Consider the following 18297-nt stretch of genomic DNA (forward strand, 5'->3'; position numbering starts at 1 on the left):
CGCCTCGCCATGTCCGTTCCCCCGTTCCGGCCGCCCTGTGCCGCGGCCCGCCTCGCTCGCCGTACCCGTGGTGCCGGCAGTGCCCGTGGTGGAGTGCGTCGGCGTGGAGGTCGTACGACACCGCGCCGCAGGCCGTCCGCCGGCACTTCGAGACTGGGCCCGTCGAGCCCTCCGTGTCGAGGAAGCCATGGCGGCCCACCGGAACGGGAAACGGGAAACTCCTGGGAAACCCCCTCTGACCAGCAATGTTGAGTGACCGTCAACGGCGGCCCCGACGAGCATGCGGCACCTGCGGGGTCCGCTGCCGGGCACGGGCGGCGCCATGCGGGCGGCAGCTCGCCCCCGGGGCGCGAGCACGACCGGACCGGACTTCCCAGCCGGCCTTGACCTGACCTTCGAACATCGGAAAATGCGATGACCTGCGATGACGGACCGTGGCACAGTGCACGCATGTCCCATGACATCGCCTACCCCGTCTTCCGCACCACCGACCTCCCACTCGCTTTCGGCACCGCGCGCCGCGTCATGGAGTTCGGTCGGCGCGAGTACTCCACGGTCTGCGTGTACGCGGAATTCGGCTCCGTCCCCGAGGCGCGGCGCATGGCGAAGCAGCTGCCCGAGGCATGGTTCGAGGGGCATGCGGAGTACGAGGAGTTCGAAGGGGTGCCGCTGGAGGAGCAGCCCCCGCTGGTCGTCGGCGTGCAGGGGCCGGCTTTGCCGGCCGACCCCGCCGCGTACCAAGGGCGGCTCCCGTTGGAGTGCGGGTTGAGTGATGTGCCGGTCGGCAGTGTCGAGGACGCCTTCGCGGCGGCGATCGGCGCGAACGTGGGCTGGCTCAACTGGCAGTCGCTGTGCTGGCCGGACGCACCCGAGGCCGGTTTCCACGGAGAGTCCAAGCATGCCGAGGTGACGCTCCTGTGCAACACCCGCACCCGCGAACTCGACGAGCCCGCCTAGGACCACACCGTCCTCGTCCATGTCCGCAGCGCCGTCTTCGACGGCATCCAGTCGAATGAGCCCTACGCGCACTGGCTCGCCGAGCAGTGCGGACTCACGGTCACCGGGCCCGGACAGCGGACCTGACGTGAGTTGACCGCTCCCCCGGCGGCGCTCGGCAGTCCGCCGCCGCAGGGGAGCAGCGGACGCCCCGCCCTCGTCGACGGCCCGGGCACATGACCCTCGCCCAAGGGGACGACAACCGCCGCTCTCAGCGGCCACTCCTCAAGATCTCTGCCAGAACCCGGCCGCCGTGCCCCGGAGAACCACATGAAGCTGTCCATCACCATTCATCAAGCCCGTCTCGGCCCCGAGGAGTTCAAGGTCATCCGGCCCGCCCGACCGCTGGTCCACTCCGTGCTCGTCGACCGCGATCGGTACCTGGACGCCTACCTCGATCAGGATGCCGCTTGGCGCATCGGTGGGCTGTGGACGCTCGCCGCCTCGTCACCGCGCTCACTGGTGCACCTGCCGATGCGGGCGAACCGTGGCCCCTCGCACCAGGTGCCGGAAGACAGCGCACGGCAGCTCGATCTCGTGCTGCTGCACCACTCACGGCAGTTCGCGCCATCTCGCTGGAAAGAAGTACGAAGGCGGCTGGGACCAGGACGTCAGCAGACCGTGACGCTGCCCACCCCGGGGCACGCCGACGAAGCCGCGAGCGACCACGGGGCACGGCACCACAAGGAGAACCGGGATCTGTTCCACCAGCACCTCCACGCCGAGACCCTGTTCATGACCGGCAGCGCGAGGGTGTTCGAGGACACCGCCCGGCGCTTCTTCGACCTCGCCCGGACCGGTCCCGGATACGTGCCCGTCCACCCGCGCCGCCCGCACTTCTGCACCGAGCTCCACTCCAATGACGGGGTTCTCGGCGACGCGCGAGAGATCCACATCGAGTACTGCGACCAGTGGGAAGCATGACCCCGGGACGGCACCCGGGAAGACGGTCGGTAGGGGGATCGACCGTCCCGGGACAGACCGGGCTTTCGCGCCGCGTAATTCGCTGGCGTGGGAGCGGTCCGCCTGCTTGAGTGTCGTCGCGACCGCGCCCCCGGTGCGCCCGGCTGCGGCTACTTCCTTCTGACACCCAAGTGACGCCGCCGCCTCTTTTTGATCTCGGGCGGCGCGGTCGCACCTCGCCCCGCCGGACAGCACGGCCGGGGCCGTCCGCTCTTCGGATCCGGGGGGATTCACTGCCTCGCCACACCCAGCGCGTTTCCAAGGTCTGGCCCGAGATGCTCGTGGCTCCGCACGTCTCGGCCGCCGCCCGCACCGCGTCCGCACCCGCGGTCCACCACTGGCGGGGCGGGCGGGCCAAGCTCACCCACGCAGGCGGTCCGGCCTTCGTGCGGGAGCCCCGGGAGGAGCTCTTCCTGCTGGCCGTCGGCAACTTCGGCTCCCAGCAGACCTACTACGAAAGCGGTCAGGAGCGCGACGACCGCTACGCCCGCCTCCTGGGACGACTCGCCGTCGAGGACCCCGTATGGACGGCCGGCCTGCTGCGCTGGCTCCGCGGCGAGGGCAACATGCGCACCGCGTCGCTGGTCGGCGCCGCCGCGTACGTCCGGGCCCGGCTCGAGGCGGGGTCGGCCGGCAGCCCATCCAACCGGTCCGTGATCGACTCGGTGCTCCAGCGCGCCGACGAGCCGGGAGAGCTGCTCGCGCACTGGACCTCACAGTACGGGCGGAACGTGCCGCAGCCCGTGAAGCGGGGCATCGCCGACGCCGTGCGCCGGCTGTACTCCTCGCGGTCCTTGCTGAAGTACGACACCGCTTCCAGGGCCTACCGCTTCGGGGACGTGCTCAACCTGGTACACGCCTCCCCCGACCCCGCCAAGCCCTGGCAGGGCGCCCTGTTCCGGCACGCCCTGGACCGCCGCCATCATCCGGAGCGCGCGACCGTGCCCGCCTCCGACCGGCTGCTGACCGCGCACCGGGCCCTGATGGAGCTGGCGCCGGAGGAGAGGCGGGCCGCGGTGACGGGGCCCGGCGGCGCCCAGAGGCTCGCTGCGGCGGGTACGACCTGGGAGGCCCTGGCCGGCTGGCTCCAGGGGCCGATGGACGCCGCCGTCTGGGAGGCGGTGATCCCCTCGATGGGCCCGATGGCGCTCCTGCGGAACCTGCGGAACTTCGACGAAGCAGGGGTCTCGGATGAGGTGGCGGCGGCGGTCGCGGCGCGCATCTCGGATGCCGAGGAGGTCGCCCGGGCCCGGCAGTTCCCCTTCCGGTACCTGGCCGCCCACCAGCACGCGCCGTCGCCCCGCTGGGCAGAACCACTGGAACGGGCCCTGGGCCACTCGCTGGCCAACGTCCCGGCCCTGCCCGGCCGGACGCTGATCCTCGTGGACCGCTCGGACTCCATGTTCTGGGACACCGTATCCGAGCGGTCCACGCTCACCCGCGCGGACGCCGCGGCGGTCTTCGCCACCGCCCTGGCGATGCGCGCCGAACAGGCGGACCTGGTCGAGTTCGGCTGGTCCAGCAAGCCGGTCCCCTTCGCAGTGGGGGAACCGGTGCTCGACGTGCTGAAACGGTTCCACAGCCTCGGAGGCACGCAGACCACGACGGCCCTGCGCCACCACTACCGCGACCACGACCGCGTCCTCATCGTCACCGACGAGCAGGCTGCGCCCCACGGCCGGGGCAAGGCGGCCGATCCGGTGCCGTCCGGGGTCCCCTTGTACACCTGGAACCTCGGCGGGTACCAGCCGGCCCACATCCCCGCGGGTCCGCACCGGCACGCTTTCGGCGGGCTCACCGACGCCGCGTTCCGGATGGTCGGCCTCATCGAGGCCGGCCGACGTGCCACTTGGCCGTGGAACGTCGGCCCGGCGTAGCGACGGCGGTCGCCCGGGGCGTCACTCGGGGCGTCAACCGGGGCTTCCGGGGCTGGTGTAGCCGAGGGCGTTGAGGTTGGCGGAGCGGGTTCCGGCGGGCTGGAGGTCGGCGTAGGGGTGCAGGCGTGCGCCGGTCGTGCCGTTGGCGAGTGTCCGTTCGCGTTCCCGGGTGCCGGGCTGCGCGGGGGTGGGGGCGAGCCGGCGTCGGCCGAGGAGGGCGAGCACGGCCTCGGGGCCGTGGTCTCGGCGGGCGGCGGCGAGCTCTTCGAGGTCCCACACCATCTGGCCGACGACGGTGCGGCGCGGGCCACGGGCTTCGACGGTGCCGCGGACGAGGAGCAGTCCGCAGTGGAAGACGGTGTGGGCGACCGCGTCGTGGCTGTCTTCGAAGAAGGCCAGGTCCACGAGCCCGGAGCCGTCTTCCAGGGTGACGAAGATGATGCGCTTGCCCGACGGGATCGGCGGGGTCTGGGTGGACGCCCGCACTCCGGCGACCAGCACCTGCTGCCCGGGGTGCAGGGCTTTGAGGTGGGCCGCGTCGGTGGCGCCGATCTCGCGGAGCAGCCGGTGGTGGGGGGTCATCAGGTGCTGGGACACGTCGATCTTCAGGACGTCGATCTCGGCGCTGAGGGCCTCGCGGCTGGTCATCTCGGGCAGCCCTGCCGGTTCGGCGGTCACCAGCTCGCCGCCGAGCGGCAGCTGCCCGTCCGCGGGCCGGCCGCGGGTGTGGGCGTGGAGTTCGGCGGCCTGGAGGAGGAGGTCGCGGCGGGTGAGGGGGCCGCGCAGCGGGTCGACGGCGCCGATCCGGATGAGGCGCTCGGCGATGGGCAGGGCGGGGCGGGCGCGCTGCCAGAGGTCCTGGAGAGCGCTGTAGGGCTGGCCGGCCGCGATCCGGGCGACCTGGTCCTCGCTGATGCCCTTGACCGAGGACAGCGAGAGCCGTACCCCCCACACCCCGCCCGCGGTCTCCTCGATGCGGTGGTCGGCGGCCGAGCGGTTGACGTCGACGGGCAGGACCGGGACGCCGTGGCGGCGGGCGTCGGAGACGATGACCCGCGGCGGCCACATGCCCGGGTCGTGTTCCAGCAGACCGGCGTAGAGGGCGGCGGGGTGGTGGGCCTTGAGCCATGCCGATTGCAGGGCGGGGACGGCGAACGCGACGGCGTGGGCGCGGCAGAAGCCGTAGGCGCCGAACCCCCTGATGATCTCCCACACTTCGTCGAGTACGGCGGTGCCGTAGCCGCGGGCGCCGGCCTCGCGCCTGAACCACGCCTCCACCTGCGGCAGACGCTCCTTGTCGGCGAGGGCGCGGCGGGCGATGTCGGCGAGGGCGCGGTCGCAGCCGGTCAGGACGGCGAACATGTCGATGATCTGCTCGTGCCAGATCGTCACCCCGTAGGTGGAGGCCAGCACCGGGACCAGGTCGGGGTGGGGGTAGGCGGGCGCGGCGCCGTGGCGGGCGGCGATGTAGAGGGCGGGCATGCCTCCCTTGACCGGGCCCGGCCGGAAGAGCGAGATGTCGGCGATGACGTCCTGCACGTCGCGGGGCTGGAGCCGGCCGACGAGGTCCTGCTGGCCGGGGGACTCCAGCTGGAACATCCCCACGGTGTCCGAGGCGCGGATGAGGTCGAAGGCGCCGGCGTCGCCGAGGGGGACGTGGTCGGGGTTGTCGAGGTCGATGTGCCGTCCGGTGGTGCGCCGGATCTCCTTGACGGCGTGCGCCATCGCCGACTGCATGCGGACCCCGAGCACGTCGAGTTTGAGCAGGCCGAGGTCCTCGACGTCCTCCTTGTCGGCCTGGACCATGGGGTAGCCGCCCGGGGTCGGCTGGACCGGCAGCCGGTCCAGCAGCGTGGAGTTGGAGAGGATCACCCCGCACGGGTGCATCGCGATCCCGCGGGGCAGGGCGTCGAGCCCCTCCGCGAGCTCCCACAGCGGCCCGAACCGGCCGGCTTCCGCAGCGAGCTGCTTGAGCTCCGGCAACGCGGTGAGGGCGTCGCGGATGTCGCAGGCCCGGATGTGCGGGAAGGACTTGGCGACCCGGTCGATGACCTGCGGGGCGATGCCCAGCGCGAGGCCGGCGTCCCGCAGGGCGTGACGGGCCCGGTAGGTCTCCGGCATCGCCGTCACCGCCACCCGCTCCGTTCCGAAGCGGGCGATGATCCGGTCGTACACCTCCAGCCTGCGGGCGGACTCCACGTCCACGTCGATGTCGGGCAGGGACCGCCGCCGTACGGAGAGGAACCGCTCGAAGAGCAGGTCGTGGTCGAGCGGGTTCGCCGTCGCCACGAACAGCGCGTGGTTGACCATCGAACCGGCACCCGATCCGCGGGCCGCGATCCGGATGCCCATCGCGCGCACGTCGGCGACGACCTGCGCGACGGCGAGGAAGTACGCCTCGTACTCCAGCCTGCCGATCACCTGGAGCTCGTCGTCCAGTTGCTCCACCGCGCGCCGGTCACGGTCCAGGCCGCGGGCGAACATGCCCGCCTCGCAGCGCCGGCGCAGGAGCCGCATCGCACCGCCCGGCCCGGGCTCGGCGCCGACGACTTCCGGCTCGGGGAAGTGGGGCCGGCCCAGTCCGAGGTCCGCCTGCGGGTCGACCGTGCACTGCTCTGCGGCCCGGGTGGTCTCGGCGAGCAGCGTGGCCGCCCGGCCCGGGCCGGCGCCGCAGGCTCGCGCGATCCGCTCGGCCGCGGCGGCCATCTCCACGGGGCCGGTCAGCCACCGTCGCCCGCAGTCCAGGCGGCGCGGGTCGACCGGGCGCAGCAGGCGGGCGGCGTCCAGTACGTCGGCGATCCGGTGCCGGTCCGCGTCGGCATAGCGCACCGCGTTCGTCAGGACCGCGGGGACCCCGAGCCGGTCGGCCAGGCCGAGGGTGCGGGCGGCCAGGCGCAGGGAGCCCGGTCCGGTGCCGGGAAGGTCCCAGCACACCGTCTCCAGCCGCAGGTTCGCACCGACCACCTCGCGCCACGGCGCGAGCAGCCGCTCCGCGACATCGGGCCGCCCGGCCGACAGGGCGCGCACCGGTTCGGACACCGGTCCGAGCAGCACCAGCAGGCCGTCGTCCGCGTACCGGCCGAGGGCGTCCCAGCTGACGACCGGCGGGCCGTCGGCGGCGACGGCGTACGCGGCCGACACCAGCCGGCACAGCCGTCCCCAGCCGGCTGCGTCCTTGGCGAGCAGGGTGACGCGCAGCGGGGCTTCCGCGACGTGCGCGCCGCCGCGCGCCGGCGTGCGGTGGCGTGGTGCGGAGCCGGGGCGGGCGGGGTTGCGGGGGGCGACGGCCACGTCGACTCCGAAGACGGGGCGGATCCCGGCGGCGGTGGCGGCCTTGGCGAACCGCACGGCGCCGGTGACGGTGTCGCGGTCGGTCAGCGCGAGGGCGCCGATGCCCCGTTCGGCAGCCCGCTGTACGAGGTCGCGGGGGTGGGAGGCGCCGTAGCGGGCGGAATAGCCGCTGGCGACGTGAAGGTGGACGCCGTTGCCCATGCCCACCTCCTGACCGAACGGTTCCAGCCGTTATGGCCGGATCTCCTCCCTCCACGGTATCGAACGCAATTCGAACACGCCGAATCGGTTCCCACCCTCGGCGGACACCGGCAGACACCTGACCCAGGGCACTGGTGCGCACGGCGCCGACTCAGGTGCCGGTCGCTCGGGCCGCGCGGGGTCGGGCGCGCAGGGGCTGGCGCACGTCGAGCGTGGAGATCGCCACCGCCGTGGGGACCGTTCCCTGCTGCCCGCTGCCGACTGCCGCCTGCCCGCGGTCGGCAAGGCGTCACGCTTCCTGTGCGGTGTGGTCCCCCGTGGTCGCCGTCGCGGTGGTTGTGAAGATTCGGTTCACGTGGTGGTCGAGCACCGCGACTGCCGATTCCGGGGCCCGCTGGCCCACGAGGATGCTGGTGCCCAGGGTCGCCGCCATCGCGAGCAGGCTGATCGCCTCCGTCCGGGCGTCGATGCCGGGATCGGCCAGGTCAGCCGCCTGGGCCTGTTCGAGGAGGCCGGTCAGGGCGTTCTCCGCCGCGTCGGGGTTGTCGATGAACGGCTGGGCCGCCAGCGCCTCGTCGGTCACGGAGAGGATCGCGTACGAGCTGTAGAGCAGGTGGAAGGTGCGGCTTTCCTCGTCGGTCGGGAGGGAGGCCAGCAGCAGCGCCTCGATGGTGGCCCGGGGACCCGGGTGGGGGCCCGCCTCGGCCAGGCGGGCGCCGACGCGGGCGGTGAAGCGGCCGGTCAGGTGCTTGAGGCCGTAGAAGAGGAGCTTCTCCTTGGTCTCGAAGTAGTACTGCACGAGCCGGAGTGACACGCCGGCCTCGGCGGCCACGTCGCGCATGCCGACGGCGTGCAGCCCGCGCCGTCCGGCGACCTGGATGAGCGCCTCGGCGATCTGGGTGCGCCGTTCCTCGTGGTCCACGCGCTTCGGCATGTGCTTGTTTCTCCGCCCATCGGTGGGTGCGTCGACGGCCCGTGCCGTGCCGGACCCCTTCATGGTACGCGCGTACCAACATCGTGGTACGGTCGTACCACAAAGAATGGATCTTCTCGGAGGTGCCTGGTGCCCGCACACACGACCCGCATACGCCGTGACGTCGGCCGCTACGTCAACGACGAGCTGCGCGACCGCTACTTCGCCGCCGCCGACGTGCTCTACGCCATGGGGGCGCCCCTGCGCTCCGAGACGGACGTCGAGACAAGCTTCGGCACCACACACGTCTACCGGTACGGGCCCGCGGATCCCGCCGCCGAATCCCGCACCCCGATCGTCCTGATCCACGGCGCCGGCTACTCCTCCGCGATGTGGTACCCGAACACCCGCGGGCTCAGCCTCGACCGTCCCGTCTACGCTCTCGACACCCCCGGCGATGCGGGCCGCAGCGTCCACCGCGAGCCCATGTGGCAGCCGGAGCGGGCCGCCCAGTGGATGGACGAGGCCCTCGGCGCACTCGGTCTCGACCGGGTCCACCTCGTCGGTTCCTCCTACGGCGGCTGGCTGGTGCTGAACCAGGCCCATCGGCGCCCTGACGGATCGCCTCCGTCACCGCCCTCGACCCGGGCGGCCTGGAGAAGGTGGGGCTGCGCTTCTTCGCCTGGGTGTTCGTCAGCCTGTTCGCCACCTTCGCCCCCAAGGCGCTGCGGCCGCGCCTCGCGGCGTGGCTGGACCAGCCGGTCATCGCCGTCCCCGAGATGAGGAAATGGATCCAGCTCGGCGCACGCGCGTTCCGGATCCGCCGCCCCGCGCCCCTGCCGCTTTCCGAGGACGCGCTGCGGTCCATCCGAACCCCGCTCTACCTCATCATGGGCAGGCACAGCCTGCTCGTGCACCCGAAGCGGCAGCTGGAGCGCGTGCCGAGGCTCGTTCCCGGGGCGCGGGCCGAGATCATCGCCGCGACCGGCCACGGACCGCAGATCGACCACCCCGAGGTCGTCAACGCCCGGATGCTGAGCTTCATGGAAGACGTCGACTCGCTCACCCCTGCCAGGAACGAGGCCTAGGACAGCGAGGCCGCCCCGCCACCACCGCGCTCGCCTCCCGGGCGCACCGGCCTTCCGGCCGACTCCCGCGGACACGTACCCCGTCCCCCGCCGGGCAGCCCTCACCGGGCACGAGACGACGGAGCCGTACGGTCCGACTCTCCGTGCCCGGGCGGGCGCGCGCGGGGGCCTTCCGCGCATTGACCTGTCCGGCACAGTAGGGATGCGATCACCGGACGGAAGCCGTCAGCTGGAAGGACGAGAGGGCTCGGGAAGAGGAGGAGGCACGGCCGTGGCACGTCCCGTTTGGGCCGGAAACCTGTCGTTCGGGCTGGTCAGCCTGCCGGTCGGCCTCTACACGGCCACCGACAGCCACACCATCCACTTCCATCAGCTGCAGCGCGGCACCGCCGACCGGATCCGCAACCGGCGGGTCAACGAGCGCACCGGCGAAGAGGTCGACCTGTCCGACATCGTCAAGGGCTACGACACGGGCGAGGGAGAGTACGTACTGGTCGAGCCGAAGGAGCTGGATGACATCGCCCCCGGCCGCTCGCAGTCCCTGGAGATCGCCGGGTTCGTCGACCTGGACGACATCGAGCCGATCTTCTTCGACAAGACCTACTACCTCGGGCCTCGCGGCAAGGGCTTCGAGAAGACCTACAGCCTCCTTGAGCAGGCGCTGGCCGCGACCGGCAAGGCCGGTGTCGCCACGTTCGTGATGCGCCAGCACGAATACCTGGTGGTGCTGAAGGCCGAAGACGGCCTGCTCACCCTCCACACGCTCCACTGGGCGGACGAGATCCGTAACCCCAAGGACGAGATCGACGGCCTTCCCGGGAAGGCGGCCAAGGGCACGGCCAAGGAAGTGCAGATGGCCGAGCAGCTCATCGAGGCGATGGCCATGCCCTGGGACCCGGGCCGGTTCCACGACACCTTCCAGGAGAAGGTCGCCGCCCTCATCGAGGCCAAGCAGAAGGGCGACACCGTCGAGAAGGCCGAGCCGGCCCCCGAGCCGACCGGCGCCGTCGACCTCATGGAGGCCCTGCGCGCCAGCGTCGAGCGCGCCCGCAGCCCCGAGTCCGCCGGTGAGAAGGCTTCCACCTCGGCCTCGACGCGCGCCCGCACGACGCGTTCCGGCTCCGGCAACGCGAAGAAGCCGGCGGGCAAGAAGCGCATCCGCTCCGCTCCGAAGAAGCAAGACCTGGACGCCCTGTCCAAGGCCGACCTCTACAAGAAGGCCACCGCGGCCAACATCCCCGGCCGCTCCCACATGACCCGGGAGGACCTGGTCGACGCACTCAAGCACGCCGCCTGAGCCCCGGCGCCGGGGCTGCCAGGAATCGGGGACCGCGAAACGGCGTTGTCCCCGGCATGGGCGAAGCATCGCGGCACGACCCTGACGAGCGCGGCCCGGCCACCTCGGCGGCCGTCCGCGCGCGGCTGGCGGCCGACCGCGCCGACACCCTCGCCCGGACAGCCGCGCTGAGCCGCGACTTCGACGCGATCGTCGCCGCGAACGCCCTGATCGCCGTCGACGACGAACACGACCCCGAAGGGTCCAGCACCGCCTTCGAGCGCGCCCACGTGGCCGCCCTCGTGGCGCAGGCGCGCGCGCACCTGGACGAGCTGGACCGGGCGCTGCAACGGCTGGAGCAGGGCCAGTACGGACGGTGCGAAGGCTGCGGCGAGGGGATTGCACCCGAGCGCCTGGAGATCCGCCCGGCGGCGACCACCTGCGTCCGCTGCGCCCGGCCCGGTCCCCGCCGGCCTCCACGCCCCGCCTGACGTCGCCCGCAGCGGCTTGATCGGTCGGCCGATCGAACAGCCGGGCAGGCCGGAGCCGGTCTCGGCACGGACGTCGCGGCGCCTTGCCGGTGCCCGTCCGTCCGCGTCCCTGCCCGGCGCGCAGCGGGTGCGTCAGTGGGGCCCTGGCTGCGCGACCGCCGTCCGCAGCAGTTCCGCCATCGATCGGCCGGCGACGCGAAGCGGCTCCGGATCGCGCGCGGCCCGACTGAGCATGAACGCTCCCTCCAGCATCATGATCATCGAGTAGGCGAGCGATCGCGCCGCCTTCGGGTCGGGCACCCAGTGGCCGAACCAACCCGCCGCGGCGGCGATCCACTCCTCGAAGACCTCCGCCGTCGCGGTCCGCAGCACCTCGTTGCTGCCGGCCACCTCCAACGCCATCGTCGCGATGGGGCACGCGTCGGCGTAGTCGGCCGCGGCGAGGTCGTCCGCGGCCGCCTCGAAGGCGCGTACGAGGGATTCGGCCGGGTCCGGCACACCGTCCAGGAGAGCCAGCACCATGCGGCCGTACTCCGGTCCGGACGTGCGGATCATGTCCTCGGCCAGTTGCTGCTTGCCCCCGGGAAAGAAGTGGTAGATCGAGCCGAACGGCGCTTCCGCCTCCGTCGCGATCCGCTTGAGGCCGGTGGCCGCGTAGCCGTGGCGGCGGAACAGCCGCACGGCGGCGCCCTGGATCCTGGTTCGCGTGTCCGGTCGTCCCATTGCCCTCTGCCCTTCCCCGCGGCCAGGATTGCAGTAGAACACTCCATCAAGTGGGGGTGCTGATGCCGAGGATCGAGCTGTCGGCCGGACCGGTCGACTACCAGGACACCGGCGGGGAAGGACCGGTGCTGGTCTTCGGGCACGGGATGCCGATGAACGAGACGCAGTGGCGCAAGGTGGTCCCGCTGCTGGACGGGTACCGGTGCGTGCTGCCCACGCTGCCCCTCGGGGGTCACCGCCGGCCGATGAACCCGGACGCCGACCTGTCCCAGCGCGGCGTGGCCCTGCTGCTGGGCGAGTTCATCGAGCGGCTCGGTCTGGACGACGTGACCCTCGTCCTCAACGACTGGGGCGGGGGTCAGTTCCTGGTGTCGGAAGGGCGGGCGCAGCGGCTGGCGCGCATGGTGCTGGTGGCCTGCGAGGCCTTCGACAACTTCCCTCCCGGGCCCGCCAAGGCGATGGCGCGGGTGTGCAGGGTCCCCGGCAGTGTGCGGCTGCTGACCCGGCTCATGGGCATCCCCGCGGTCCGCCACCACCGGTCCGGGTACGGGGGGATGAGTCTGCGCGGGATCCCCGACGAGATCATGGACGACTGGTTCGCTCCCGCCACCCGCAGCAGGGCCGTCCGCAGGGACTTCGCCAAGTTCGCCACCGGAGCACCCGACCGCCGGACCCTGCTGGCCTGGAGCGAGCGGCTGCGCGGGTTCGACCGCCCGGTACTGGTCGTGTGGGTGACCGAGGACCGCTTGATGCCGCGTGAGCACGGCCCGCGACTGGCCGCGCTGTACCCGCGGGGCCGGCTGGTCGAGATCGCCGGCTCGTCCACCCTCGTCCCTGAGGACCAGCCCGAACGACTCGCCCGGGTGCTGACCGACTTCCTCGTGCGGACCGGAGCGGAGCCGGTCCGGCACGCCGACTGAGCGGGCAGCGGGAGTGGAGGTGAGGGTGAGGGTCGGGCACTGCTCGCCGTACGACGTACAGCGGGCCGATGGCCGCGGACGCCGCCCCGAGCCAAGGGGCGACGTCCGCGGCTCTCCGGCTCCCGCCCCCCGCGCGGGAGCGCGGTTCAGCTTGCGGGCACGGTGTCCTCGAAGGCGGTGCCGGCCGACCGGTACGCCGCGATCTTGGCGTTGACCTGGGCCGGTGTCAGTACCTGGTCCTTGACGTGCAGGACGTAGTCGACCTGCTGCTCGTACGCGCGGGGGGTCGTGGACGTCTGGCCGTTGAGGTCGATCAGCCATTGGTTGAAGTTGATCGACATGGGGCGCTCGGGAAGGTAGGAGGCGCCGTGGGTGCCGAAGAGCTGCCCGTCGACGTAGTAGGTGATCGCGTTGTTGTCGATGGTGACGACGAGATCGTGCCAGCCGGCGTAGCTCTGGCGGCTCTCGGTGTGGGCGTTGACCGCCTGCCACGGCTCGGGGTTGTAGGTCTCCCAGGAGGTCGTGTAGAGGATGTTGGCCGGCTCGCCCCAGCCGCCGTTGGGCAGGTACTCGAAGTCGTACTCGGCGTAGTCGTCGGCCATGGGGGCCTTGAGGTCGTTGATGGTGAAGAAGGTCTGGACGATGCGGTCGCCGTCCGGGCCCGACATGGGGGCGTCGCTGAACTTGACCCGGGCCGCGTACGTGCCGTTCTTGAACTTGGTCGACTTGGTGAGGACCTCGGTCTGTTCGGTACCCGAGGCCGTGCCGTTGGTGGAGGTCTCCAGGCGCATGACGGTGTTGCCGTTGGCGGTGGAGAAGGTGACGTTGGAGGGGTCCCAAGTGGCGCCGGGGACGCCGGGGCCACCGGAGTTGGCGCGTACCGACCATCCGTTGGCGGAGATCTTCGGGTCGGTGTGGGAGGCGTACGTGAAGTCGTCCCAGAGCGAGCCGGATCCGCCGGGCGGGGGCGTGGTGGGCGGCGGGGTGGTCGGCGGGTCGGTGGGGGTGTTGCCGGCCGGAGCGGTGCCCCAGACCAGGGCGCCGGCGCGGGTGGCGGTGACCTTGGTGGAGTCGCCGTAGGCGGTCTGGCCCGCGATGAAGGAGTAGTCGTCGCTCTGCCGCAGCGGCTGCCAGTTGGACTGGTGGAAGCGCAGCTGCATGTCGCCGGTGTCGGCGCCGGGGGCGAGGGAGCCGGCGCCGGAGGTGAAGCCGATCTCCAGGTAGCGGTCGGCGGTGTCGGTGGGGTTGGCGAGGCTGCCGAAGGTGCCGGTGATGTGGGCGCAGCCCTTGACCGCCCATGAACAGGCGAAGCGGTAGGTGGCGCCGGGCGCATCGGACTTGAAGTAGTAGCGCAGCTTGACCTCGCTCAGCGGCAGTGCCGTGGTACCGGTGTTCTTCACCTTGAACCAAGGCTCGCTCTGGTCGGCGGTGGGGGCGCCGGCGCTGGTGCGGTACTGCACGGACAGGCTGCTCGCCGCACTGGCGGTGCCCGGCAGAGCGGCCAGGGCGGCGGCGCCGAGCGCTGTGGCGACGGCCGCCGCGGCGGCGGCCCGCATGCGGGTGCGGCGCAGGCCGGCGGGCCGGTTCACGGTGCCGGTCGAGCCGGTCAGGTCGGGTGAGGTGTTCGAACGGGTCACGAGGGGGTCCTCTCCAGGGTGTGATCGGGGCGGTGTCATGCGGAGGGCGCTGTACGTGCGGGCGTCGCGGCGGCGGTCGTGCGCGGCGCGGTCGTCGGGTGGTGGCGGACGCCCAGGGCGTCCAGTCGGGGGACGTGCGCACGGAGCCGGGACGAGAAGTCGGCCCAGGTGGTGGAGCCGGTCCAGGCCCGGTCGGCAAGTGCGCACAGGCGGGGGTAGGCGAGGCGGTCAAGGTCCGCGGCGTCGGGGGCGAATTCGGTCCAGACCTGCGCCTGGGTGCCGAGGACCCGCCCGTGGCCTTCGGCGGGAGCCCGCGGTTCGGGGTCTCCGCCGTGCACGGTGCGCAGGTCGACGACGGGGCCGGGCTGGGTGGTCGGCCCGTCGGGGTGGTCGTCCTGCGCGTAGTCGAGGTAGGTGGTCCGGTGGTGGGTGAGGACGACGTCGTGGCCGCGTCGGAGCGCCTCGGCCGCGTGGGCGGGGTCGCGCCAGCTCATCACCGTGAAACCGGGCGGAAGCAGGGATCCCTCCTCGGCCCAGCCGACGGGGCGGCGGCCGTGCTCCAGCAGGTGGGCGCCGGCCCGGCCCATCAGCCAGCCGTGCAGGGCGGCCGGGGCGGGCAGTCCCTCCGCGGCCGCGCGCGCCCGGGCGCGGGGGCTCTGCTCCCACTCGGTGGTGGGGCATTCGTCACCGCCGAGGTGGATGTAGGGCGAGGGGAAGACCTCCATCACCTCGTCCAGGACCGCCCGGATGAAGTCCAGGACCTCGTCGTGGACGCCGAGGACGCTCTCGCACACGCCCCAGCGGGTCCACACCCCGAGTGCGCGCTCGGGGTGGTTGCCGAGGTGGGGGTAGGCGGCGAGGGCGGCGCGGACGTGTCCCGGCATCCCGATCTCCGGGACCACCCGTACGCCGCGCTGCGCCGCGTAGGCGACCAGGTCGGCCAGTTCGGAGCGGGTGTACGCGCCCCCGTGCGGCCTGCCGTCGAAGCCGCCGGTGCCGGCGGGGCCGGTCATCGACTCGGCGCGGTGGGCCCCGACGGTGGTCAGCCGGGGGTAGGACGCGATGGGCATGCGCCAGCCCTGGTCGTCGGTGAGGTGCAGGTGCAGGACGTTGAGTTTGTGCAGGGCCAGGAGGTCGACGTGGCGGCGCAGGGTGGCGGTGTCGTGGAAGTGGCGGGCGACGTCGATCATCAGCCCGCGCCAGGGGTGCTGCGGGATGTCGGTGATCTCGGCGCAGGGCAGTTCCCAGCGCTCCCGCCGGACGGGTGCGGCGACGGGCCCCAGTGCCTCGGCCGGCAGGAGCTGCCGGAGCGTCTGGACGCCGCGCAGCAGTCCGGTGGGGGTGGCGGCGCGCAGCATGACGGAGTGCGGGGAGACGGTGAGTCCGTACCCCTCCTCACCCAGGCCGTGCAGTCCCGCGTCGACGGCCAGGGTGACGGCGCCGGTGCGCGAGGGTGCCAGGCGCAGGCCGGTGACCGGGGTGAGGAGGGTGCGCAGCAGGTCCGCCGCGCCGTCGGCTCCGGGGGTGGTGCGGACGGTGGTGGCGGGGCCGAGGGTGAAGTGGCCGGGCCGCGGGGCGTACCGGGTGGGCCGGGGCAGCAGGGCCTGTTCGGGACGGTGAGTTGGCACGGGGGTGCAGCCTTCCGGGGAGGGGCTCGCAGCGGTGGCCCGGGGGCAGGGCCGGTTGCAGGGCCGTGTGCGTGGTTCAGCCCTTGACGGCTCCGGAGGCGAGGCCGGAGGTCACGTGGCGCTGGAGGAACAGGAAGAGGGCGAAGGCGGGGAGGGCGAAGAGGGTGGAGGCGGCCATGGTGGCTCCCCAGTCGGTGCCGAAGGTGTTCTGGAAGGAAGACAGCCACACGGGCAGGGTGCGCTGGTCCTGGTTCTTGATGATGAGGAAGTTGGCGTATGCGAACTCGTTCCAGGCGGTGATGAACCCGAAGAGCGAGGTGGCCATCAGCCCCGGGGTGAGCAGGGGCAGGGCGATCCGGCGGAACGCTCCGAAGCGGGTGCAGCCGTCGACTTGCGCGGCTTCTTCCAGCTCGGGCGGGATGGTGGTGATGAAGCTGCGCAGCACGATGATGGTGAACGGCAGCGTGACCATGAAGTACACGAGGCTGAGGGTCATCAGCCGGTCGAGCATGTCGGTGTCGCGGGCGATGATGCGGTTCACCTCGGAAGGGCGCAGCGAGCGGCGGGCGGGCGGGGGATCGAAATGACGCGACGCGGAGGGGGGCAGGAGGGTGGCGGATGGCAATGAACCGGACCAGGCACCTGACCACTTTCCCACTGGACAGATGACCTGCCGGTGAGGGAAGAAACTGGCATAGACCAATACGACCGTCAACCCCCCTGGAATGAAGGCGTTTTGCTCGGATCCCGAGGCGTGGCGTCCCGATCACCCCGTAAACTGGACTTGACCAGTACCGGGTGGCGGTCGGACCGACCACGACTGGTTGCATGCAACGCGGTAGCGGGCGCTGGAGAGGGGACGACGCAGATGCGCGACAGGAACCCGGGCACCGCCCGGTCGGCGGCCGTGGCCGGGGCCGGGGCGGTGCCACCGCCAGAGCCCGCCCCGCCCGCCCTCATACCGCGTTCCGCAGGAGTCGATGGGGCGGGCGGTTCGGACGGCCCCTCGGGCGGCTTCCCAAACGACTCCTCGGACGGCTCCTCGGACGGATCTGCGGGAATCCGCCCCGGCGGCGTACTCAAACGCGAGCGGGTGCGAGATGCGGTGCTGGGGATGGTCGAGGAGCGCCGGGCCGGGGACGCGATCCCGTCCGAGCGGACCCTGTGCGTGCAACTCGGCGTGTCCCGCCCGACGCTGCGGGCGGCCGTCGACGAGCTGGTCGCCGCCGGCGTTCTCATCCGCGAACACGGTCGGGGCGTGTTCGTCGCTCCGGAGAAGATCACCCAGGAACTGGTACCGGGGCGCCATGCGCTCGGCGTGCCCCGCGCCTCGGGTGCCTGGGCCAGCCGGCTGCTGGAGTTCACCACCGTACCGGCCGGCGCACGAGTGGGCCGCAGGCTGCGCCTCTCCCCCGCCGCGCCGATCGTGTACGTGGCCCGGTTGCGGCTGGTGGACGGCTACCCCATGGCCATCGAGCACCTGCACATCCCCGCCGCCCTGGTCCCCGGCCTCAGCTCGCGCGAATTGGAGTTCGGCGATCTGTACGAGCATTTGCGTGCGCACCACGACGTGCACGTGAACGAGGCGACGCAGACGATCGAGCCCACCGTGGTGACCCGCGCGGAGGCCGAGCTGCTGGAGGTACCGGAACTCTCGCCCGCCCTCCTCTTCGAACGGCTGACCACCGACACCTCCGGGCAGCCCGTGGAGTACGTCCACTCCCTCTACCGCGGGGACCGCTACCGCATCGTGTCCCACCTGACGCTCCGTGCCGACGCCGCACCCGCCGCACCGGCCGACGGCCACCACCCGGGCATTCCCCCGGGCGACTTCACCCACGGCGACCCGGTGGCCGCCTCGACACTGGGGGACGTGCAGGGACGACCCTGACCCGCTGCGGGCACTCGCCCCGGATTGGTTCCGGCGCCGGGGGTTTGCGGGCGGGGATCGGGAGCAGGAGAGCGGTTACGACCAAGCCGGTACTACACGAGGAGGTCCCCATGTCGGGTACGGAGAAGGGCAAGGCGAAGGCCGAGCAGGCGAAGGGCAAGGTCGAGGAGACCGTTGGCCGGGCCGTCGGCAACGAGCGGATGGCCGCGAAGGGCCAGGCCGACCAGGCCAAGGGCAAGACGCGTGACGCCAAGGAAGACGTCAAGGACTCCTTCCGCCACTGACCGGACCAGGCCCCCCTGGGCCGCAGTTCCGGCTGGGCCCCGACCCGTTCCCCCTGGGTCGGGGCCCAGCCGCGTCCGTTCCCCCAGCGCACGGCACCGGCCCGCACCGCACGCCACC

At 72.4% G+C, this 18297-nt stretch carries 13 protein-coding genes and 2 pseudogenes; 9 read left to right on the top strand and 6 right to left on the bottom strand.

The genetic code is table 11. The features are described from left to right. Positions 1 to 450: 450 nt before the first annotated feature. The 3 genes from AC07FY_RS23400 (at position 451) to AC07FY_RS23410 (ending at position 3836) form a co-directional block, all read left to right on the top strand. Entirely contained in the window at positions 451 to 957 is a 507-nt protein-coding gene (locus AC07FY_RS23400) for a hypothetical protein (RefSeq protein WP_479009190.1), read from the top strand. Between the two features lie 309 nt (positions 958 to 1266). Beyond that, positions 1267 to 1920: a hypothetical protein gene (locus AC07FY_RS23405; RefSeq protein ID WP_479009192.1), complete on the top strand. Its 654-nt coding sequence runs from the start codon at positions 1267 to 1269 to the stop codon at positions 1918 to 1920. 314 nt (positions 1921 to 2234) lie between these two features. Then, complete coding sequence (locus AC07FY_RS23410) at positions 2235 to 3836, top strand: TROVE domain-containing protein (protein WP_479009193.1); 1602 nt, start codon at positions 2235 to 2237, stop codon at positions 3834 to 3836. Positions 3837 to 3869: 33 nt separating this feature from the next. On the opposite strand, the gene AC07FY_RS23415 is transcribed toward AC07FY_RS23410, so the two are convergent. Together AC07FY_RS23415 and AC07FY_RS23420 are read right to left on the bottom strand one after the other, a co-directional pair. Next, a complete protein-coding gene (locus AC07FY_RS23415; protein WP_479009195.1) occupies positions 3870 to 7328 on the bottom strand; it encodes a DNA polymerase III subunit alpha in 3459 nt (1152 codons plus the stop codon). 289 nt (positions 7329 to 7617) lie between these two features. After that, positions 7618 to 8262, bottom strand: coding sequence for a TetR/AcrR family transcriptional regulator (locus AC07FY_RS23420; RefSeq protein ID WP_479009197.1), 645 nt, complete (start codon positions 8260 to 8262; stop codon positions 7618 to 7620). A 129-nt stretch (positions 8263 to 8391) separates the two neighbouring features. On the opposite strand from AC07FY_RS23420, the pseudogene AC07FY_RS23425 reads away from it, so the two are divergent. The 3 genes and pseudogenes from AC07FY_RS23425 to AC07FY_RS23435 all read left to right on the top strand — a co-directional run bounded on the left by AC07FY_RS23425 (position 8392) and on the right by AC07FY_RS23435 (position 11096). Continuing rightward, positions 8392 to 9329: pseudogene (locus AC07FY_RS23425) on the top strand (alpha/beta fold hydrolase). A gap of 271 nt (positions 9330 to 9600) precedes the next feature. Further along, complete coding sequence (ku, locus tag AC07FY_RS23430) at positions 9601 to 10626, top strand: non-homologous end joining protein Ku (protein ID WP_479009199.1); 1026 nt, start codon at positions 9601 to 9603, stop codon at positions 10624 to 10626. 56 nt (positions 10627 to 10682) lie between these two features. After that, entirely contained in the window at positions 10683 to 11096 is a 414-nt protein-coding gene (locus tag AC07FY_RS23435) for a TraR/DksA family transcriptional regulator (protein ID WP_479009201.1), read from the top strand. 132 nt (positions 11097 to 11228) lie between these two features. On the opposite strand, the gene AC07FY_RS23440 is transcribed toward AC07FY_RS23435, so the two are convergent. Further along, positions 11229 to 11819, bottom strand: coding sequence for a TetR/AcrR family transcriptional regulator (locus tag AC07FY_RS23440; protein WP_479009203.1), 591 nt, complete (start codon positions 11817 to 11819; stop codon positions 11229 to 11231). 62 nt (positions 11820 to 11881) lie between these two features. Between AC07FY_RS23440 and AC07FY_RS23445 the strand changes: the two genes are divergently transcribed. Further along, positions 11882 to 12739 carry an alpha/beta fold hydrolase gene (locus tag AC07FY_RS23445; RefSeq protein WP_479009415.1) on the top strand — a complete coding sequence of 286 codons (858 nt, stop codon included), beginning with the start codon at positions 11882 to 11884 and terminating at the stop codon, positions 12737 to 12739. 146 nt (positions 12740 to 12885) lie between these two features. On the opposite strand, the gene AC07FY_RS23450 is transcribed toward AC07FY_RS23445, so the two are convergent. From AC07FY_RS23450 to AC07FY_RS23460, 3 genes and pseudogenes are all read right to left on the bottom strand, one after another. Next, on the bottom strand, positions 12886 to 14295 hold the full coding sequence (locus AC07FY_RS23450; protein WP_479009418.1) for a cellulose binding domain-containing protein: 1410 nt from the start codon (positions 14293 to 14295) through the stop codon (positions 12886 to 12888). A gap of 116 nt (positions 14296 to 14411) precedes the next feature. Continuing rightward, a complete protein-coding gene (locus tag AC07FY_RS23455) occupies positions 14412 to 16004 on the bottom strand; it encodes a beta-N-acetylhexosaminidase (protein ID WP_479009205.1) in 1593 nt (530 codons plus the stop codon). Positions 16005 to 16080: 76 nt separating this feature from the next. Continuing rightward, positions 16081 to 16536, bottom strand: a pseudogene (locus tag AC07FY_RS23460) (carbohydrate ABC transporter permease); the annotation flags it as partial. Positions 16537 to 17118: 582 nt separating this feature from the next. Between AC07FY_RS23460 and AC07FY_RS23465 the strand changes: the two are divergent. Then, positions 17119 to 17895, top strand: coding sequence for a GntR family transcriptional regulator (locus tag AC07FY_RS23465; RefSeq protein ID WP_479009421.1), 777 nt, complete (start codon positions 17119 to 17121; stop codon positions 17893 to 17895). Between the two features lie 110 nt (positions 17896 to 18005). Next, on the top strand, positions 18006 to 18179 hold the full coding sequence (locus AC07FY_RS23470; RefSeq protein ID WP_479009207.1) for a CsbD family protein: 174 nt from the start codon (positions 18006 to 18008) through the stop codon (positions 18177 to 18179). Positions 18180 to 18297: the final 118 nt, after the last annotated feature.

It is taken from the genome of Streptomyces sp. NPDC045967 (assembly GCF_056430495.1).

What these genes read in the sequence shown, in the direction of transcription:
- AC07FY_RS23470 (WP_479009207.1), top strand. Translation starts at nt 18,006, where the DNA reads ATGTCGGGTACGGAGAAGGGCAAGGCGAAGGCCGAGCAGGCGAAGGGC.
- AC07FY_RS23420 (WP_479009197.1), bottom strand. Translation starts at nt 8,262, where the DNA reads ATGCCGAAGCGCGTGGACCACGAGGAACGGCGCACCCAGATCGCCGAG.
- AC07FY_RS23405 (WP_479009192.1), top strand. Translation starts at nt 1,267, where the DNA reads ATGAAGCTGTCCATCACCATTCATCAAGCCCGTCTCGGCCCCGAGGAG.
- AC07FY_RS23440 (WP_479009203.1), bottom strand. Translation starts at nt 11,819, where the DNA reads ATGGGACGACCGGACACGCGAACCAGGATCCAGGGCGCCGCCGTGCGG.
- AC07FY_RS23435 (WP_479009201.1), top strand. Translation starts at nt 10,683, where the DNA reads ATGGGCGAAGCATCGCGGCACGACCCTGACGAGCGCGGCCCGGCCACC.
- AC07FY_RS23450 (WP_479009418.1), bottom strand. Translation starts at nt 14,295, where the DNA reads ATGCGGGCCGCCGCCGCGGCGGCCGTCGCCACAGCGCTCGGCGCCGCC.
- AC07FY_RS23465 (WP_479009421.1), top strand. Translation starts at nt 17,119, where the DNA reads ATGGTCGAGGAGCGCCGGGCCGGGGACGCGATCCCGTCCGAGCGGACC.
- AC07FY_RS23410 (WP_479009193.1), top strand. Translation starts at nt 2,235, where the DNA reads ATGCTCGTGGCTCCGCACGTCTCGGCCGCCGCCCGCACCGCGTCCGCA.
- AC07FY_RS23415 (WP_479009195.1), bottom strand. Translation starts at nt 7,328, where the DNA reads ATGGGCAACGGCGTCCACCTTCACGTCGCCAGCGGCTATTCCGCCCGC.
- AC07FY_RS23445 (WP_479009415.1), top strand. Translation starts at nt 11,882, where the DNA reads ATGCCGAGGATCGAGCTGTCGGCCGGACCGGTCGACTACCAGGACACC.
- AC07FY_RS23400 (WP_479009190.1), top strand. Translation starts at nt 451, where the DNA reads ATGTCCCATGACATCGCCTACCCCGTCTTCCGCACCACCGACCTCCCA.